The following is a 19,165-nucleotide window of genomic DNA, read 5'->3' on the forward strand; positions in this document are numbered from 1 at the left end:
CTTTTATTTAAACCGAATGCATAAACCGGCAATAACATTTATTTTTTAAGTGTTGTGCCTAAAAGCTTACGTAAACGGGGATCGCATTCAAGTTCACGGCGATAGGAAATTTCGCAACTTGCATAAGCTTCCTGACGGGGCGCACTCCAGTATCTCAGTTCGTCCAACGGAATTTTCTCGCCTGTAATTGCACATAAAACATAAGTTCCGTGTGTTAAAACTTCATAATCGCCACTCAGGTAATGGAGTTGCGCCTCGCGTTCACCACCGGGAAACATCATTATTCTAAACCTTTCAGATTGCTCATTGGCGATCATTATAAAGCGTCGGGTAAAACTATAAAAGCCTTAAATCCTTCGCTCACGAAACTATTGATAGGTGTTCAAACCTTTCGGTCATTTTGAGAGGTTCACTTTTTATCTCTTCTATGCATTATCTCATCGACGAGGTTTTCGTTCAGGATTTTTCTCATTCAAGCTTTCAGCACTCATCCGGCACGAACTGTCAAAACCGGAAGCCGGACGGTTTTTATTAAGAGAAGAGAACCACATCGGTAAATTTCAACAAATGACTTCACGGTAAACGGAAAGGCGAAGCTGTTTTTTAGAAATAAACACGAGACCCCGATCATCCGAAGCGTTCCCGATTTAATTCGGCCACATAATTCCGGTTGCATAAGTTCGGGCGCATAATTTCGGGCGCATCATAAACCCTGTTCGGGCACATAAAATTGGCAGACAAAGCTGCAAACCGGTTTTTTCATCCAGAACCGTCGGTTCTTAAGTGACGGTTACGAACAGACACCCGCAGCGTTTCGACATCAAAACAATCAACGGCGGCCGAACAATCTTTCAATATCGGTAAGTTTCAACTCGACATAAGTCGGGCGTCCGTGATTACAAGTTCCGGAACCCGGAGTTGCTTCCATCTGGCGTAAAAGCGCATTCATCTCTTCCGCACGCAACAAGCGGCCGGAACGCACCGAGCCGTGACAGGCCATGGTTGCCGCAACATAATCGAGCATCGCTTTCAACCCGTTTGTTGTATCATAATCGGCGGCTTCATCGGCCAAATCGGCAATAAGGCCTTTGACATCCACCTCGCCAAGCATGGCCGGTGTTTCGCGAACCGCGACGGCGCCGGGGCCGAATGCTTCGATTTTCAACCCGAATTTTTGCAATGTCTCTGCATGTGCCAAAAGCCGGGTTGTATCTTCTTCCGGTAATTCCACGATCTCCGGAATAAGCAACATTTGGGATGGCAAAGGCTTGGAATAGAGTGCCTGTTTCAAAGCCTCGTAAACCAGCCTCTCATGTGCTGCATGTTGATCGACAATAATAAGGCTGTCTTCAGTTTGGGCGATAATATAGTTTTTATGAATTTGGGCGCGTGCAGCACCAAGGGGAAAACGCTGTTCCTCGACAGTTGGAATTTCCATTGCCGGACGGCTATCGGTCGTCGGTTGATCGAGTTCGCCCAACACATTTCCATAGTCTTCGTTAAAGCTTGAGGAAGGTGTTGTATAAAGCGGCTTGTTGACCATTTGTGCGGCCGGTGGAACAGGCGCTCTTGAAAAAGAATTATAGGAAAAAGCTCTATTATTATAAAAAGTCGGACGCGGCGGAACAGATGATGATAGTGGTATGCCATCAGGGCGGAAACTTTTGAGCATTGCGTCCGCCCCTGTCGTTGCGGGGTGAATGCCGGCATGGCTTAAAGCTTCGCGAATGCCACCAACAATAAGCCCGCGCACTAAACTCTGATCGCGAAAACGCACATCCGCCTTTGCCGGATGGACATTGACATCGACATCGGATGAAGGAAGATTGATGAAAAGCACACATACCGCATAGCGGTCGCGCGCCATCGCATCGGCATAAGCCCCGCGAATAGCGCCCAATATCAATTTATCGCGCACAGGTCGGCCGTTCACATAAGCAAACTGATGGAGACTGTTACCCCGATTGAATGACGGTATGCCCGCAAAGCCTTTAAGCTCCACCCCTTCTCTTACCGCGTCAAGAGTAATAACGTTGGGGGCAAAATCTTTTCCCATAATTTGGGTGATGCGCTGTAATTGTGCCTCTTCTCCTGTACCGGTCGCGGGATAATCAAGCATCGAGCGATCTGTACCGGAAAGTGAAAAACGGACATTCGGAAATGCAATGGCAATCCGTTTGACAATATCGGTTATCGCATTGGTTTCGGCACGGTCTGTTTTCATGAATTTGAGTCTTGCCGGTGTGACATAAAAAAGATCACGCACTTCGACAATTGTTCCCGCGTTACCTGCTGCGGGACGCGGCCCATCAACATGTCCGGCATTGACAACGATTTCAGCCGCATGTTCAGAAGAAGCTCTACGTGACACCAGTTTCAACTTTGAAACCGACCCGATTGACGGCAAAGCTTCACCACGAAATCCGAGTGAATGGATGTCGTGAACATTATCGTCGAGTTTGGAGGTGCAATGACGCGATATTGCCAGTTCAAGTTCGTCCTCCGCAATACCGCACCCGTTATCCGACACGCGGATCAGGCTTTTTCCGCCACCTGCCGTTACAATTTCTATCCGTGTCGCACCGGCATCAATAGCATTTTCGACGAGTTCTTTGACCACACTTGCCGGACGCTCGATCACTTCGCCCGCTGCAATCTGGTTAATTACGGTTTCACTGAGATGATGTATTGTCATAAAGTCATTATAACCGATTTACAAACCCGCGTATAGCGAAAGCACATTCTCGCTCCGGCATTATCCCCCCCTTGAATAGATAAATCCATTTAAAAAAGCGCAAGCTTTTTAAAAAGCTCGCGCTCATATTTTGAACAATCCGGAAAATGGATTTATCAGAGTGTAGCGTTCAATGCCTGTTCGACATCTTCCAACAAATCGTCAACATCTTCGAGACCAACCGAAAAACGCAACAAACCATCACTGATACCAAGTTCGGCGCGTGCTTCGGGGCCGATGCTCTGGTGCGTTGTGGTTGCCGGATGGGTCATGATCGAACGTGTATCTCCAAGATTATTGGAAATAAGCGGTATTGTCAGATGATTACAGAATGAAAAAGCAGCCTTTTTGCCACCCTTCAATTCAAAGGCAATCATTGTCGAACCGCCGGTCATCTGTTTTTTTACAATATCTCTTTGCGGGTGGTCGTCACGCCCCGGATAAATGCATTTTGCGACCGCTTTATGCCCGCTGATAAAATCGGCAAGTTTTGCTGCCGAGCGTGTCATTTCCTCGACACGAAGCGGGAGCGTTTCAAGACTTTTCAACATAAGCCATGCGACATAGGGGCTCATGCCGGGTCCCGTATGGCGGAAGAAGTCCTGCAAATTTTCTGTCATCCATTCTTCACTCGATAAAATCATTCCACCGAGACAACGTCCATGCCCGTCAATATGCTTGGTGGTTGAATAGACAACGACATCAGCACCAAGTTCGAGCGGCTTTTGATAAAGCGGCGTGGCGAACACATTATCGACAATCACAGTTGCGCCAACTTTATGGGCAAGTTCCGAAACCGCTTTAATGTCGACCATTTCCAAAGTCGGATTGGCAGGTGTTTCAAAAAATATCCCGCGTGTATTGGGGCGAATTGCCTTTTCCCAATTTTCGATTTTACGCCCGTCAATGATTGAAACCTCGACGCCATAACGGGGCAAAACCTTTTCAATGATATAACGGCAGGAACCGAACATGGAACGGGCTGCAACAAAATGGTCGCCCGCTTTCACAAAACATAAAATAGCTGTCGAGACAGCGGCCATTCCCGAAGCGAGTGCGCGCGCACTTTCAGCCCCTTCCAAAGCACACATACGTTTTTCAAACATATCTGTGGTCGGATTGGCATAACGTGAATAGACAAAGCCCGGATCCTCTCCGTCAAAACGCCTTTCGGCTGCTTCGGCACTCGGATAGGTAAAGCCCTGGGTTAAATAAATCGCTTCACAGACTTCTCCATAAGGAGAGCGTTGAGCCCCCGCATGAACCATTTCTGTAGCGGTACGGTATTTACGATGCGGATTAAGTGTCATAAGTCACCTGCTTTCATCAAAAAACCTTTGCCGTCATGGTAAAGATTGAAAAACAAGATGCCAAAAGTCCGCTTGATCTTACGGCCTTTTAGCATTTCAAGGGGGTGAATGGAATTGGCACCGAAGACTTTACGTTGTCATCCGAACGCGTTTATATTCCATAACCCCAAGCGTGGCTGCAAGCCGGCCGGCCCAAATCACCACGGGATAAATCTTCCATATGCCCTTCAACCGCTTGCGTCAATCCGTGAACAGGTTAAAGAGAGAATGGAAAACAGGAAAAGGTAGTCATCATGGCACGCTCAAGCGGCATTCTGGCAGATAGCGATATTCAGGGTTTATTTGAAAACAATATTTTGAAATCGGATCGCCCGTTAGACAAAGATCAGATACAACCGGCCAGTCTCGATTTGCGATTGGGCAAAAAAGCCTATCGTGTCCGTGCTTCTTTTCTGCCTGGCCCTGAAAAACAAGTGATTGATAAACTTGAACAATTCAAGCTTCATGAATTCGATCTCGAAAATGGTGCGGTGCTTGAAACGGGGTGTGTCTATATTGTACCGCTTATCGAGACACTCGCACTTTCTGACGAATTGAGTGCCTCTGCCAATCCGAAAAGTTCAACCGGACGGCTCGATATTTTTACCCGTATTATAACCGATTACGCACAAGAATTTGATAAGGTCACCAGTGGTTATCATGGGCAACTTTACCTCGAAATAAGCCCGCGTACATTTCCCGTTATTGTCCGCACCGGCTCAAGATTGTCGCAAATCCGTTTCCGTAAAGGAAAGAGCGGGTTGAATGAAAGCGAACTCTTGGCTCTTCACAAAAAAGAAATGCTGGTTTCCGATGACCACCCCAATATTACCGCAAGCGGTGTCGGACTTTCGATTGATCTTACGGGAAATTCAAACGGACTCGTCGGCTATCGCGGCAAACATCATACCGGCGTTATCGACGTGGATAAACGTGGTGTAGCCGATGTGCTCGATTTTTGGGAGCCGATTTATGATCGGGGTTCCCATTCGCTTATCCTTGATCCGGACGAGTTCTATATTCTCGTCTCGCGTGAGGCGGTTCACGTACCGCCGCTCTTTGCTGCCGAAATGACACCGTTTGACCCGTTGATTGGCGAATTCCGTGTTCACTATGCCGGTTTCTTCGACCCCGGTTTCGGCAATAATGAAGCGGGTGGCAAAGGCTCGCGCGCCGTTCTTGAAGTGCGCAGCCATGAAGTTCCCTTCATCCTCGAACACGGACAAATCGTCGGCCATCTCGTTTATGAACATATGTTGAGGCATCCGAAATCCCTCTACGGGCGTGATCTCGGCTCGAATTATCAGGCACAGGGCTTGAAACTGTCAAAACATTTTAAACCACTTTGATGAGAGGGTGCTTGACAAAAAGCATTAAAGATTGCATCCGTGTGTCACGCATTTTGCGGGTATGATGTAATGGTAGCCTGTCAGCTTCCCAAGCTGAACGCGCGGGTTCGATTCCCGCTACCCGCTCCAGCTCTTTGGCTGTTTCCCTAGCCTTTATAAAGTATTTTCTGTTTATAGAGTATTTTTGTTCTCCTCTTATATTTTGAATTTATGATCAATTTAAATAAATATAATCCATTGAATTTTTCAAAAACAAAAAATTTTATGGCGTTATTTTGAATGATTATAAATTTATATTTTTGATATATGTAATTCATTTATCCGAACATATTTTTAAAATTATTTTAATTTTAAATAATAATTAAATAAAACCACTTGATCTATAACATATTATTATATTTTTATATTAAAAACGTGTCATTCATCACACTCATATGAACGGGTGCCGAATTGACGCTGTTTCAACTTTATGCAAAAGATTTGCAAAAATAAAAATCTGAAAAACCCCGAATTTATTTCCAATCAGTGGGAAGTTCAAATGATAAGGTTCAAAAATGGCCCTTCGAGAATGACCGTTTTTCTGGTTATTCTGTTAAGCTTGCTGGTATTAGCGGCGGGGCTTTATTTCACTCTTCTTGGCGGGTATCTCATTTATCTCGGCAGCCGGACATGGTACTATTTAGCACTCGGCATCCTGTTGCTTCTGTCGGGCTTGTTCATGATCCGGCTTAACCGTTTCAGTGTATGGATCTTCGCTTTTATCTATGTGATGAGCGCATTATGGTCTTATCATGAAGCGGGGCTTGATTACTGGCAGCAATTTTCCAACCTCTTTGCTTTGTCTGTGGCTTTTTTTCTGGTGTTGCTTGCCTATAGACCAATGGCAAAAAAACAGGGGAAAATCGCAGGCTCCGCATCTCTTGTTTTGGCCGGCTTGGTCTTTATCGGTATGGCGGCAACAATTGCCAGTTCGTTTATACCGAAAAATGTTATCCATACGGCAGAAAAAGCCAAGCCTGCATTACCGGTGCAACCGGCTAATGAACAAAAAGACTGGAAAAGCTGGGGCAATGACGATCATGGCAGCCGCTTTGCCGCCCTTGACCAGATAACGCCTGCCAATATCAAAAAACTTGATGTGGCCTGGATTGCCCATACCGGTGACATTCCACAAAGTAACGGTTCAGGGGCAGAAGACCAGAATACCCCGCTCCAGATCGGCACCAATCTTTATGTTTGTACAGCCTATGGCAAGGTGCTTTCATTCGACGTTGATAGCGGTAAACAGAACTGGATGTTCGACCCTCACGGAACGGGACCGAACTGGCAACGTTGCCGCGGCTTGGGTTATCATGAAACGCAACCGGTCAAAGGTGTGAAAGCTGATACGGCTTGTCAGGCACGTCTGTTTTTGCCAACGGGAGACGCAAGACTCATTGCACTTGATGCGGCAACCGGAAAGCCTTGCGAAGAGTTCGGGGATAAAGGCACTGTCGACCTTAAAGTCGGCATGGGGGAAGTCAAACCCGGTTATTACCAGCAAACATCGACACCACTTGTTGCCGGTGATGTTGTTATTGTCGGCGGGCGCGTGGCTGACAATTTCTCGACCGATGAACCACCAGGGGTTGTCAGAGCCTATGATGTGAAAGATGGCCATCTCGTCTGGGCTTGGGATCCCGGTAACCCCGATATTCATGGACTTCCGCCGGAAGGGCAAACCTATACGCGTGGAACACCGAATGTCTGGGCGGCAATGTCATATGACGAAAAACTCGGACTTGTCTATTTACCGACAGGCAATTCGACACCCGATTTCTGGGCCGGCTATCGCACAGCCGAAGATGACAAATACTCCTCTTCCGTTGTGGCTGTCGATGTGAAAACCGGCGAGGTGCGTTGGCATTACCAATTTGTCCATCATGACATTTGGGATTTTGATACGCCCGCACAACCTGTCCTGCTTGACGCACCCGATGATGATGGAAACATCGTACCGGCACTTGTTCAGGTCACCAAACAGGGGGAGGTCTTCCTGCTTAACCGTGAAACCGGCGAACCGATTGCGGATGTTGAAGAAAAACCGGTACCGCAGGGTGATGTTGCCGGTGAACGTTATTCGCCAACACAGCGCTTCTCTATCGGGATGCCGTCATTCGGCAATGCGACTTTAAAGGAAGCCGATATGTGGGGCACGACACCATTCGACAAGCTTCTATGCCGGATCGAATTTGCCAAAATGCGTCATCAGGGTGTGTTCACCCCTCCGGGGCTTGATTATTCATTACAAATGCCGGGTTCACTCGGCGGCATGAATTGGGGATCTGTCTCGATCGATCCGACATTGAACTATGTTTTCGTCAATGATATGAGGCTCGGCCTTGCCAATTATCTTGTCGAGTGCAAAGATATTCCCGAAAGTGCGTCCGGCATTGAAATGGGCATTGTCCCCATGGCCGGAACACCCTTCGGCGCTATGCGCATGCGCTTTCTTTCGCCGCTTGGCGTACCCTGCCAAAAGCCACCTTTTGGCACAATGTCGGCAATTGATCTCAAAACCCGCAAAATTGTCTGGCAGGTTCCGGTTGGCACTGTCAGGGATACGGGGCCGCTCAATATCGCACTCGGCGTGCCCGTTCCTATCGGAATGCCGACACTTGGCCCCTCTTTAGCGACACAATCCGGCCTTGTGTTCTTTGCCGGAACGCAGGATTTCTATTTGCGTGCGTTTGATAGCCGCACAGGCAAAGAAATCTGGAAGTCACGTTTGCCCGTCGGCAGCCAGGGCGGCCCTATGACCTATATTTCGCCAAAAACCGGCAAACAATATATTGTCATTACCGCAGGTGGTGCGCGTCAAAATCCGAAACGGGGAGACTATGTCATTGCCTATACTTTGAAAGATTAGGCATAAAAAGCTAAGATTTTCCGGTTCCCGCGTGTTTTGAATATCAGAAGCGTTGGAACCGTGTAAAATAGAACCCGCCGCACATTTGCGTGGCGGGTTTTTCTTAAACATTTTCCGGTATTATTTTTTAAAATAAAAAACAGATCAACACGTTAAATTCAAATTAAATATTACAAAACAATATTCATCATCTGTTTTTATTTGGTTTGTTTTATTATTTTTAAATTTAAGAAATTCTATAAAAACGGTAAGTTGAATATTGTTGTTTTATTTTTTCATTGAAAAATATTCTTAAAAATTCACTGGTGAATGCAAGCGTTTTGAACATATGCTGATTAAAAACCGCAGCAATGGTTAGAAAACAAACCGGCAAAAATTGTGTGAAGCCGAAAAATCATGAAAAAAGCCCGCAATTCATTGCGGGCTTGTTACATGAGGTTGCTTGCAAAATGTGCCTTCAATCAGACTATTCCAGACAATTTATCAAACAGACAATTTATCAAACAGACAATTTATCAAAACCGTTTGTTTTTATTCTGTTTTTGCAACAGAGCACCAATTTCGTCAATTTTCTCTTTTGATGGTGCGGGATAGCCAACTGTTGTCGAACCTGTCTGTGTATGGTCAACCGAACGGGCGGCAGGTTTGGGAGCATAATTGTAATTTGCATCGGCAACCATAACCTGTTTTGGCGCAGGCGTTGGAGCCGTCTGGAATGGCAAATAAGGTTCTTGAGCCTTTTCAACCGGCTTTGTATGGGAAACGGCCGGTTTTGCATCGGCTACAACCGTACTGGTTTGATGAGTAGCGACGCTCTTCTGTGATGAAAACGGCTTGGCTTCAACCGGTACAGGTTGAGCTTGGGCAATCATCACCGGCTCGCTTGTCGGAGCTGTCTTGACCGGAAGTGCAGGTGCCGGTTCTGAAACCGCTTTCGGCGCTGCCGGTTGTGCACCCCGCCCCGGCGTTGTGAACTGCGGTGCATTGCCGTTCTTTTCCTGCGCAAAGGCAAAAGCGACATCATAAGGTGCGTCATTGGTCGGGACTTGCAATTCGCCATCACGCCCACGCTTTTCATAAAATGCGTTACCGCCAGCAACCTGAACATAATGGATATTTTTATAAGGGAATGTCAAACCGGCGGTGTGAAAGAACATGGCATTCTTGCTCTTTTTCGCCCTTTCGCCGCGTAACACTGCATCGGCCGCTTCACCCGCTCTCGCCATTGCAGCAGGCTCTGTCATCGGTTTTGTCAAAACACCGGGAGCGAATTGGTTGGGCTGGCCTACAACGCCGCAAATTGTCTTTGGATAAGCTGTCGAATTCACACGGTTCATAACCACTGTTCCTACAGCAATCATACCATCACGGCTTGAACGGTTCGATTCAAAATACATTGCCCGCATCAGGCAAGTGCGCTCTGTCAGGGGAAAAGAAGTCTGTTTATTATTTTTATGCCCGAAACCGAAATGGGTCGATGCACAGCCTGTAACGATGAACGGTGCAAGCAAAATTGCAGCGGTACTTGCCCAACGGAGTTTTTTCATCTTATCAAATACCATTCTTAAGTTTCGTTTTCTCTCTCACCCGTAAAAACAAAGGCAAAAAAAGGCCAAATGAAGGCAATGCTTTTTGCGCCTCCATTGCGAACCGGTTTATTGAACCGAAATCCTTGTAAAAGACTATCGCTTTAAACCTTTTAAAAATAATTAACCGCGTTTTTCCGCGCGCTTTTCACGCCCGATCATGCCGGTTCATGCTGCAAATTCAAAACCGCCGGAATGAATACGGAACATAAAATTAACTCATTGTTTTTATTAAGTAAAATATTAGAGTTCTGACAGCCCGCGGAAGATCAATCGCCTATTCTGACTTATTCTTCTGCTTCTATGTCATTGTAGCTGTTCACTAATTGTTAACGCTAAAACGACAAATTGTGCCTATAAAACGGATTTTGTCGCAAAATCGGGCCGCGCCACCCGTCGGTGAACACTTTTTCCCGCTTTTGAGCAGGATTTCACAAGCTCTCCCCAGCCCTTTGTTTTCGTTTTTTTCAACCTTCATGAACTTGTCTGATAGCCGATTTGCGCGTGGTTCATTCGTGCTTTTTCAATTTACACTTTTGTCCCGAGCCGAATTTTCAACGTCTTATGGCAACCCTGTTTATCGTTTTCTGTGCCCTCTGTTTTTCGCAGGTAACCATTCTTCTCTTAACCCTTTTCGGTTGGCTTTATGAGCCAATGTCGTCGAGGAAACTTTGTTTGCCCGCTCTGTTCACGCCGGTCTTGCGAAAGGAAAAATCGTGAAGATCAATCTTCATGACATCTGTGCGCTTCGTAGCTGCGGGCATTGGTCAGCCAATTTTCAACGAGGAAAGTACCAACAGGGAACAAAGTGTTCCGATTGTCAATTTCAAAATGAAAAACATAATCCGAATAACGAAAATCCATAATTCGATCAGGATTATTTCATGCCGCTGGAAATATGGCGTGTTTACATAAGGCTAACGGATTCATCATCCAAAAGGCGAAGAATTCATCACCTTGGAATATCGATATTTTTGAAAACGCGAAAAAGCTACGTTTCTATGACGAAATGCCCGTTATGCCTGCCACTATTTCGAGGCTTTTCCATCTGCTCCGACTTTATAAGTCATATCATCACGCGGGCGATCCGTGCTCAAATAAGTGCCGGTCATGATATAGTGCAATGTCTCTGCAATATTGGTTGCGTGATCGCCGATACGCTCGATATTTTTGGCGCAAAATAATAAATGCGTGCAAGCGGTAATATTGCGCGGGTCTTCCATCATATAAGTGAGAAGCTCGCGAAACAGCGACGTATACATAGCGTCAATCTCTTCATCCCGGTTACGCACGGCATCAATCCGTTCAAGCGAGCGGCTGGCATAAGCGTCCAACACTTCCTTGAGCTGGTTGAGCGTCAATGTCGCGAATGATTGCAGGCCATGATACAAGCTTGCCGGTTGCCGGCTTTCGACAATAGCAGCCGCCCTTTTTGCAATGTTTTTCCCCATATCGCCAACGCGTTCCAGATCGGCAGCAATGCGCATAGCACCGATAATTTCACGCAAATCCACCGCCATTGGCTGGCGTTTTGCAATAATCGCCACCGACTTTTCGTCGATTTCGCGTTCGGTTTCATCAAGAAACATATCATCGGAAATGACCTTTTTAGCCAAGTTCAGATCATTATTCACGACAGCATTGACTGCTTCTTCGATCATCTCGCTGGCGAAAGTTCCCATTTTCGCAATTTTTGCTTCAAGGTAGCCCAATTCCTCATCGAATGAACGGACGGTATGATTTATCGGCATAAGCGTGCTCCCTGAATTTAACCGAAACGACCGGTAATATAATCTTGTGTACGTTGCTCTTTTGGCGATGTGAACATCATCTCGGTTTCGCCCACTTCAACGAGATCTCCTAAATGGAACATCGCCGTATATTGCGAAACGCGTGCAGCCTGCTGCATTGAATGGGTGACGATAACAATTGTAAAATTCTCGCGCAAATCATCAATCAATTCTTCAATGCGGGCCGTCGCAATCGGGTCGAGTGCGGAACAGGGTTCATCCATCAAGATAACTTCCGGACTGACCGCAATGGCGCGTGCAATGCACAAGCGTTGCTGTTGGCCGCCGGATAGACCGGTTCCGGCATCGTTCAAACGGTCTTTTACCTCATCGAACAAACCGGCCTTGACAAGGCTTTGTTCAACAATCGTATCAAGTTCCTTGCGTGATTTGGCAAGTCCATGAATACGCGGCCCATAGGCGACATTCTCGTATATGGACTTCGGAAAAGGATTGGGCTTTTGAAAGACCATACCAACACGGGCTCGCAATTCGACAACGTCGATGTCGGGATCATAAATATCCTGCCCGTCAAGAGTGATAAGGCCGGTGACTTTTGCCCCGTCAATTGTATCATTCATACGATTGAGACAGCGCAGAAACGTTGACTTCCCGCAACCGGACGGGCCAATCAGTGCCATAACCTGATGTTCGGGAATATCAAGGCTGACACCATGCAAAGCTTCTTTGGCGCCATAAAACACTTTGACATCCTGACCACGCATCTTGATTTTCATTATCGACCTAATCCTATTTCGTCTTGAGCCAAAACAGGCTCGCTAAATCAATATGTTCAACTTTTATTCTACCAGCGCCGTTCAAACTTACGGCGCAGCAATACTGCGGCTATATTCATGATAGCGAGAAACGCCATCAAAATAATGATCGCTCCGAATGTGCGTTCATTAAAGGCACGTTCCGGTTCATTTGCCCACATGTAAATTTGTACCGGCAAGGCTGTTGCAGGTTCCATCGGAGTTGCCGGATAATTTGCAACAAAGGCAACCATGCCGATTAATAAAAGTGGCGCTGTTTCTCCCAGAGCCCTTGCAAGACCGAGAATTGTACCGGTAAGAATTCCAGGCAAAGCAAGCGGCAAAACATGACCAAAAACGGTTTGCGTTTTTGATGCTCCAAGTCCCAACGCTGCATCGCGTATTGAAGGCGGAACCGCCCGCAAAGCAGCACGCGTTGCAATAATGATGGTTGGCAGCGTCATGAGCGTTAATACCAGCCCGCCGACAATTGAGGAGGCGCGCGGCAGATGCAGGAAATTGATAAAGATGGAAAGTCCCAACAAACCGAAAACAATAGACGGTACAGCCGCAAGATTATTGATGTTGACCTCTATGATATCATTGAACCTGCTGCGGCGGGCAAATTCTTCAAGATAAATCGCAGTTGCGACCCCGATTGGCAAAGACAATATCAACACGATTGCCATCATATAAGCCGAACCGATAATGGCAACGCCAAGCCCTGACGTTTCCGGACGGCTCGAAGCACCGAATGTAAAAAGCCCTTTATTGAAAGCTTTATAGAGCGTGCCATCGGAAGCGAGTTTTTCCATCCACCCGATCTGGCGATCGGTAACTTTACGATTTTGTTCGGGAACAGAAAGGTCGATTTGTCCTTTGAATGCTGAATCTATATCGGCGGCGGCTAACACATCAATCGTTCGGGTTCGGCCGATATAATCGGGATGTTCGACAAGAAGCTTACGTATTTCAACACGCACACCACCTGAGATCATACGGTTGAGTTCCCGCATTGCGCCATGGTTATTCTTGTCGACGCCGAGCTTGTCTGCCAGAGTATTGCGCACGAGAAGCGGATAATTTGCGGTAATGAGAACTTTGGGATTTGTGAGCCGCTCGCCTTTCGGGTCAATGATGTGTTCATCGAAATAGACCGGCAAGGTCATCGTTGTCTGCTGAAAGGCACTCAAACCTTGAGCGATAATCGACCACAAAAGAATAACGAGAAATAGAAGCCCGACCCCGATTGCTAAAAGCCCATAGGCGCGGAAACGCCGTTCCGCCCGATAACGGCGCTTTAAACCGATGTCGCGTCTTGGCGTTTGAACAACGTTACTCATTCATATTGTTCCCTATATTTACGCACAATATAAAGCGCAAAAACATTCATCAAAAGTGTCAGTACAAAGAGTGTCATACCGAGGGCAAATGCAACCAATGTCTGCGGCGAATTGAATTCAAGGTCGCCGGTGAGCTGATTGACAATTTTTACTGTCATCGTTGTCATGGCCTCGAACGGATTAAGGGTCAGATTTGCAGCAACACCGGCTGCAAGAACGACAATCATCGTCTCGCCTATAGCCCGTGACGCGGTCAGCAACACTGCACCCACAATCCCCGGCAATGCTGCCGGAAGAACAACCTTTTTAATGGTTTCAGACTGTGTGGCTCCAAGCCCGTATGAACCATCACGCAAAGCCTGCGGGACTGCCGATATAATATCGTCGGAAAGCGAGGATACAAAAGGTATCAACATAATTCCCATGACAAGACCGGCAGTCAAAATGCTTTGCGACATAATGAAACCTTGTCCGCCAGCAATGGCAATTGAAAGATCACGTAAAAACGGCCCGACAGTAACCAGAGCGAAAAACCCGTAAACAATTGTCGGAATACCGGCGAGAACCTCCAATAACGGTTTGATAATTGCACGCACACGGCGGGACGCATATTCCGACATGTATATGGCCGCAAAAAGCCCGACCGGAACCGCAAAAATCATTGAAACCAATGCGATATAAAGTGTACCGGCCAGAAGCGGCAGCAAACCGAATTGCCCGACAGCACCAGCCGAACCGCTTGCGCTGAAACGCGGATCCCAAACAGTACCGAAAAAGAAATTCGACAACGGCACAACTTTGAAAAAACTGATCGTTTGGAACAGCATCGAAAAGAAAATGCCGATGGTTGCAAGAATAGCCACGATAGAGGCAATAACGAGACCGGCAAACACCATCTTCTCGACTTTGTTGCGGGCGCGTTTTTTCTCGCCTACACCAAAAATCCCGCAAAACAGGCCGACGATTGCAATAACCAATGTGACAATCAAACAATAGAAATGGGATTTCGTCGCCCCTTTATACCATTCTATGGCAACCGGAATAAGGCTGTCTGCTCCCTCACTCGGCAGCATGATGCCTTTTTTCGCCATATCATCGCTTAATGCCTTATAAGTGAGCGGGGAAGCCGGATGATTAAGATCAAGATCTGCAATGTCGGTTTTGGCGGCTGAAAAAGCGCGGGTAAGGCTGTCAACCGTGCTTAATGCCAAACTGTGATTTAACGTCTCTCCGCTTTTTATAATTTCGGTCAATCCGGTCGAAGCACGTTCTTCAAGATAGACAGCACTTCCCAATTCCCACAATATAAGAACGAGAAAAGCAGGAACGACGGTCAACAAAAATGTCCACCAGCCAAAATAATATGGCCGCGAATGCAATTTTTTGCCTTGTTTCTCGATTGAAGCGGCACGCTTTCCCGAAATGACAAACCCGGCTATGCCAAGAGCAAAAATAACCAAGATTAATAGTGATATGGACATTCCATTTTCCGGTTTTATTTCAAAAATAACGCGGGAATTTCCCGCGTTTGCTCACTTCATTTGTCAATTGACATGACGGTTCCACTCTCGAATGCGGCCCTTTGCGCTTCCCGTTCGCTATCAGGCGCGGGAATAAGGCCATAATCTGCAAGCGGACCATCCGGCCCGATCATCTGGTCAGACAAGAAAAATTCGACATAGTCTCTCATACCCGGAATGACCCCCAAATGGGCTTTCTTGACATAGAAAAACAGCGGACGGGAAACCAGATACTTTCCGCTCGAAATCGTGTCAACATTCGGGGTAACACCATTAACGGTCGCAACTTTCAGCTTGTCGGCATTATTTTCATAAAATGCCAGTCCGAAAACCCCGATCCCTGTTTTATTCGACATAACACGGGCAAGAGTTTCCGAATAATCGCCATCAATATCGATAGCCCTTCCATCCTTGCGAATGCTTATACAAGCGGCGGTGACCGCCTTGTCATCCATCGAAAGAGTTTTCATGCTTTCGGCCGCGCCACTTTGTTTGCAGCCTTCAGTCATCAATTTTTCCTCGAAAACTTCTCTTGTGCCATGTTTTTCGCCGGGGATATATGCGTTGATCTCCCAATCGGGCAATTTCGGGTCAATCTCGCTCCATTTTTTATATTTATTTTCAACAAGCTTCCCGTCAACAACGATTTTTGATGCCAATGCCTTATAAATATCGACAGGCGTCAAATCGAGATTTGGCCCGTGAATATCGCTTGCAAAAACAATCCCGTCATAGCCGATGCGAACTTCTTCGACTTCCGTGACACCGGCATCAAAACAGGCTTTCAATTCGGTTTTTTTCATCGGTCGGGAAGCATTGGCAATATCTATGGTATTTTCGCTGATACCGCGGCAAAATTCTTTGATACCCGCACCCGAACCACCTGATTCTATAACAGGTGTACGATAATTGGTAAAAATTTCACCGAATGTTTCTGCAACTATTTTGGCATAGGGCAAAACTGTCGATGAGCCGGACACTTGAATATAATCGCGCGCATTAGCGGTGCTGCAAGAACAGGCGGTAACCAGTATCAGGCCCGCAACTGTTGGAAGCAATCTGCTCATCCACGCACCCATGGACTACCGGCAGCTTTTTTTAACAAGACTAACAATGGATTGTTATTTCTCTCATAATGCTTGTTACAGTATTCTGACGAATACCTCATACAGTCTAAAGCGATTTTTGACTATCTTTATATTGGCTTTTTCAACCTTTTATTTTGTTTTCCACATGATTCCAGAAAATTTTTGCAGCATCGGCACCACCAAAACGTTTCAGTTCGCGGATACCGGTTGGCGAAGTGACGTTGATTTCTGTCATATAATCGCCAATGACATCGATTCCGACGAGAAGAAGACCGCGTTTTTTCAATGACGGGCCAATCCGTTCGCAAATTTCAAGGTCGCGGCGGGTTAATTCCGTTTTCTCTGCTCTGCCACCAATATGCATATTGGAACGGGCATCGGTCGAGGCGGCAACGCGATTGATGGCTCCCACCGCCACACCGTCAATCAATATGATGCGCTTGTCACCGGCACTCACATCTTTCAGATAACGTTGCACGACAAAAGCTTCCGGATAAAGTTTGTTGAACATTTCAAGGAGCGAGCCGAGATTCTTGTCGTCCTTTTTCAACAGGAAAACCCCTGCCCCGCCATTTCCATAAAGTGGTTTGATAATAATATCGCCGAATTCGGAGCGAAAATCATTGACCTCTTCAACATCACGGGTGATGAGCGTCTCCGGCATCAAATCGGGAAATTCAGTAACAAAGAGTTTTTCAGGACTATTGCGCACCCAATTCGGATCATTCACGACCAAAGTCTTATCCATTATCCGTTCAAGAATATGCGTGGTCGTAATATAATTCATATCGAATGGTGGATCCTGCCTGAGCAAAACAACATCCATTTGTTGAAGCGGTGTGCGCTTTGCCTCACCCAATTCGTAATAATTGTTTTCCTCATCCCGCACTTTCAACGCTTCGATACGGGCAGTCACCTCTCCATTCAACATGGAAAGCCGGTCGGGTGTATAATGGAACAGTTCGTGTCCCCGCCTTTGCGCCTCCAATACCAGAGCAAATGTTGTATCTCCCTTAATATGGATGGTCGAGATATGATCCATCTGGATAGCTATTTTCATAAGATTTGCCTCATATAATCAAAGCGGGTAATCAAAGCGGGCTGGTCAATCGTACCATGAGTCACTAGATAGGAATAAAATATGACAAGGGTTAAGACATGACGCAAGCACCAGATGAAAAATTAAACAAGGAAGAAATAGAGCGCTATGCACGCCACATTCTTTTGCCGGAAATCGGTGGTGCCGGTCAACAGAAACTTAAAGCTGCGAAAGTGCTGGTTGTCGGTGCGGGCGGGCTTGGAGCGCCGGTTTTAACCTATCTTGCGGCCGCCGGTGTCGGCACTCTCGGCATTATTGACGATGATGTGGTTTCGCTTTCAAACCTGCAACGGCAGGTTATCCACAAAACTTCGGCAATCGGCGAAAAAAAGACTGAAAGTGCTGCCGAAACGCTCGAAGCGATCAACCCGCATGTCAAACTCGACCTTTATCCCTTAAGACTGACGGAAGAAAATGCTGCCGAAATTATCGGCAAATTCGATCTTGTCATTGATGGTTCGGATAATTTTACCACCCGTTATCTTCTCGCCGATAGTTGCGAAAATTTGAAAAAACCGCTTGTCAGCGGTGCAATCGGGCGTTTTGACGGCTCTTTAACGGTACTCATGCCTTATCTTGGCGGAGAACATCCCTCCTATCGCGATCTCTTTCCGACCCCGCCACCCAAAGGTGTTATACCGACATGTGCAGAAGCCGGCGTGATCGGTGCTCTTCCCGGTGTTATCGGTTCGTTAGAAGCCATGGAAGCCATAAAAATCATCACCGGTTGCGGTGAACCGCTTGTCGGAAGGCTGCTCCTTTACGACGGGTTATCAGCCCGTTTCGAGACAATCCGCTATAAAAAAAGAACGTCGACACAAAAATAAAACGCGGTTTGTTCTTTTAAAACAATGCCTCTCGAAGCACGTATTTTTTGCCCCCGTCTTTCTAATAAAGTCGAACGATTTTGAATGTCGGGACCAATTAATCTGAAAGGACTATTTCTGTTTGTCGGTCGACAAATCATCGGATGCAATGTTCTTTTCCAATAATGGACTGTCGGAATCCGATAATGGGCCATTATAATCTTCAAGATTACCCGCATCGAGAAGCGTTTCATTGGTTTTATAGGCAGTGCCATCCGGCATGGTCTCGTGACGGCGCTCATGCCTGTTTTCTGGTTTGTTTTTATGTTCGGGTGACTTATGCCCATTTTTATGTGCTTTTGTCATAATGTCTTTCTCCTGAAAATCTCACAGCTAAAAGACATTGAGCGGATCAAAAACTTTTCAAGACTATAAACTTTATTTCGCTCACAGGCTCTGATGCTCTTTCAAAACTTCTGCAAAACCCCTCCAAAGATTGCCGGTTTTGAACCCCGTAAATCCTCTCTTATGCGAATTGTTCAACAAAAATAGTTTTGATAATTGTTATTTCCTGAAGCTATTCCAGCCAAGTAATGCACTATCGCCTCGGCGTTTCTGCTGATGTTTTATTGCCACAATTTTTATTTCACTCAAAGAAAATACAAGGAAATTTCAAAATATGTGAAAGCAGAAACTCGACCGGCCAAAAAACTTTTCCAAGCAAAAAGCTGGACGACCTAAAAACTGGTTAACCAAAAAACTTGACCAATCAAAAAACTTGGCCAATCGCAAAACTGGCCGATCAAATAGCTGAATGACTTAAAAATGCACAACAAAA

At 46.4% G+C, this 19,165-nt stretch carries 13 protein-coding genes, 1 tRNA gene, 1 pseudogene and 1 riboswitch; of the genes and pseudogenes, 4 read left to right on the forward strand and 11 right to left on the reverse strand.

Annotated features, from left to right (window positions below; translation table 11 throughout):
- Positions 1-38 precede the first annotated feature (38 nt).
- The 3 genes from H3S94_RS02430 to H3S94_RS02440 all read right to left on the reverse strand — a co-directional run bounded on the left by H3S94_RS02430 (position 39) and on the right by H3S94_RS02440 (position 4,044).
- On the reverse strand, positions 39-278 hold the full coding sequence (locus tag H3S94_RS02430) for a DUF2093 domain-containing protein (RefSeq protein ID WP_075869960.1): 240 nt from the start codon (positions 276-278) through the stop codon (positions 39-41).
- Between the two features lie 551 nt (positions 279-829).
- On the reverse strand, positions 830-2,695 hold the full coding sequence (gene mutL, locus H3S94_RS02435; RefSeq protein WP_198240182.1) for a DNA mismatch repair endonuclease MutL: 1,866 nt from the start codon (positions 2,693-2,695) through the stop codon (positions 830-832).
- 155 nt (positions 2,696-2,850) lie between these two features.
- The gene (locus H3S94_RS02440) at positions 2,851-4,044 is read right to left on the reverse strand and encodes an O-succinylhomoserine sulfhydrylase (RefSeq protein WP_077990704.1); all 1,194 of its coding nucleotides are present in this window, start codon (positions 4,042-4,044) and stop codon (positions 2,851-2,853) included.
- Between the two features lie 148 nt (positions 4,045-4,192).
- A riboswitch (SAM riboswitch) is annotated at positions 4,193-4,258 on the reverse strand.
- A gap of 79 nt (positions 4,259-4,337) precedes the next feature.
- Between H3S94_RS02440 and H3S94_RS02445 the strand changes: the two genes are divergently transcribed.
- The 3 genes from H3S94_RS02445 (at position 4,338) to H3S94_RS02455 (ending at position 8,340) form a co-directional block, all read left to right on the forward strand.
- Entirely contained in the window at positions 4,338-5,432 is a 1,095-nt protein-coding gene (locus H3S94_RS02445; protein ID WP_077990703.1) for a 2'-deoxycytidine 5'-triphosphate deaminase, read from the forward strand.
- A 55-nt stretch (positions 5,433-5,487) separates the two neighbouring features.
- Positions 5,488-5,561, forward strand: a tRNA-Gly gene (locus H3S94_RS02450).
- Positions 5,562-5,970: 409 nt separating this feature from the next.
- A complete protein-coding gene (locus tag H3S94_RS02455) occupies positions 5,971-8,340 on the forward strand; it encodes a membrane-bound PQQ-dependent dehydrogenase, glucose/quinate/shikimate family (protein WP_198240183.1) in 2,370 nt (789 codons plus the stop codon).
- A 779-nt stretch (positions 8,341-9,119) separates the two neighbouring features.
- Here H3S94_RS02455 and H3S94_RS02460 read toward each other — a convergent pair.
- The 7 genes and pseudogenes from H3S94_RS02460 to gshB all read right to left on the reverse strand — a co-directional run.
- Positions 9,120-9,887: pseudogene (locus tag H3S94_RS02460) on the reverse strand (cell wall hydrolase); the annotation flags it as partial.
- Positions 9,888-10,954: 1,067 nt separating this feature from the next.
- On the reverse strand, positions 10,955-11,677 hold the full coding sequence (gene phoU / locus H3S94_RS02465; RefSeq protein WP_198230560.1) for a phosphate signaling complex protein PhoU: 723 nt from the start codon (positions 11,675-11,677) through the stop codon (positions 10,955-10,957).
- Positions 11,678-11,694: 17 nt separating this feature from the next.
- Complete coding sequence (pstB, locus tag H3S94_RS02470) at positions 11,695-12,453, reverse strand: phosphate ABC transporter ATP-binding protein PstB (RefSeq protein ID WP_149867540.1); 759 nt, start codon at positions 12,451-12,453, stop codon at positions 11,695-11,697.
- A gap of 68 nt (positions 12,454-12,521) precedes the next feature.
- The gene (gene pstA, locus H3S94_RS02475; RefSeq protein ID WP_198240185.1) at positions 12,522-13,814 is read right to left on the reverse strand and encodes a phosphate ABC transporter permease PstA; all 1,293 of its coding nucleotides are present in this window, start codon (positions 13,812-13,814) and stop codon (positions 12,522-12,524) included.
- On the reverse strand, positions 13,811-15,295 hold the full coding sequence (pstC, locus tag H3S94_RS02480; RefSeq protein ID WP_198240186.1) for a phosphate ABC transporter permease subunit PstC: 1,485 nt from the start codon (positions 15,293-15,295) through the stop codon (positions 13,811-13,813). The genes pstA and pstC overlap by 4 nt, the downstream gene beginning before the upstream one ends.
- Positions 15,296-15,351: 56 nt before the next feature.
- Positions 15,352-16,401 (reverse strand): substrate-binding domain-containing protein, encoded by a 1,050-nt coding sequence (locus H3S94_RS02485; protein ID WP_198230558.1) that lies wholly within the window; start codon positions 16,399-16,401, stop codon positions 15,352-15,354.
- Positions 16,402-16,543: 142 nt separating this feature from the next.
- A complete protein-coding gene (gshB, locus tag H3S94_RS02490) occupies positions 16,544-17,482 on the reverse strand; it encodes a glutathione synthase (protein WP_198240187.1) in 939 nt (312 codons plus the stop codon).
- A 98-nt stretch (positions 17,483-17,580) separates the two neighbouring features.
- Between gshB and H3S94_RS02495 the strand changes: the two genes are divergently transcribed.
- Complete coding sequence (locus tag H3S94_RS02495) at positions 17,581-18,348, forward strand: molybdopterin-synthase adenylyltransferase MoeB (protein ID WP_198230556.1); 768 nt, start codon at positions 17,581-17,583, stop codon at positions 18,346-18,348.
- A gap of 111 nt (positions 18,349-18,459) precedes the next feature.
- Here H3S94_RS02495 and H3S94_RS02500 read toward each other — a convergent pair whose 3' ends face one another.
- Entirely contained in the window at positions 18,460-18,693 is a 234-nt protein-coding gene (locus H3S94_RS02500) for a hypothetical protein (RefSeq protein WP_198240188.1), read from the reverse strand.
- Positions 18,694-19,165: the final 472 nt, after the last annotated feature.

This window comes from Bartonella sp. B10834G3 (assembly GCF_016102505.1).
GTDB classification, from domain to species: domain Bacteria; phylum Pseudomonadota; class Alphaproteobacteria; order Rhizobiales; family Rhizobiaceae; genus Bartonella; species Bartonella choladocola.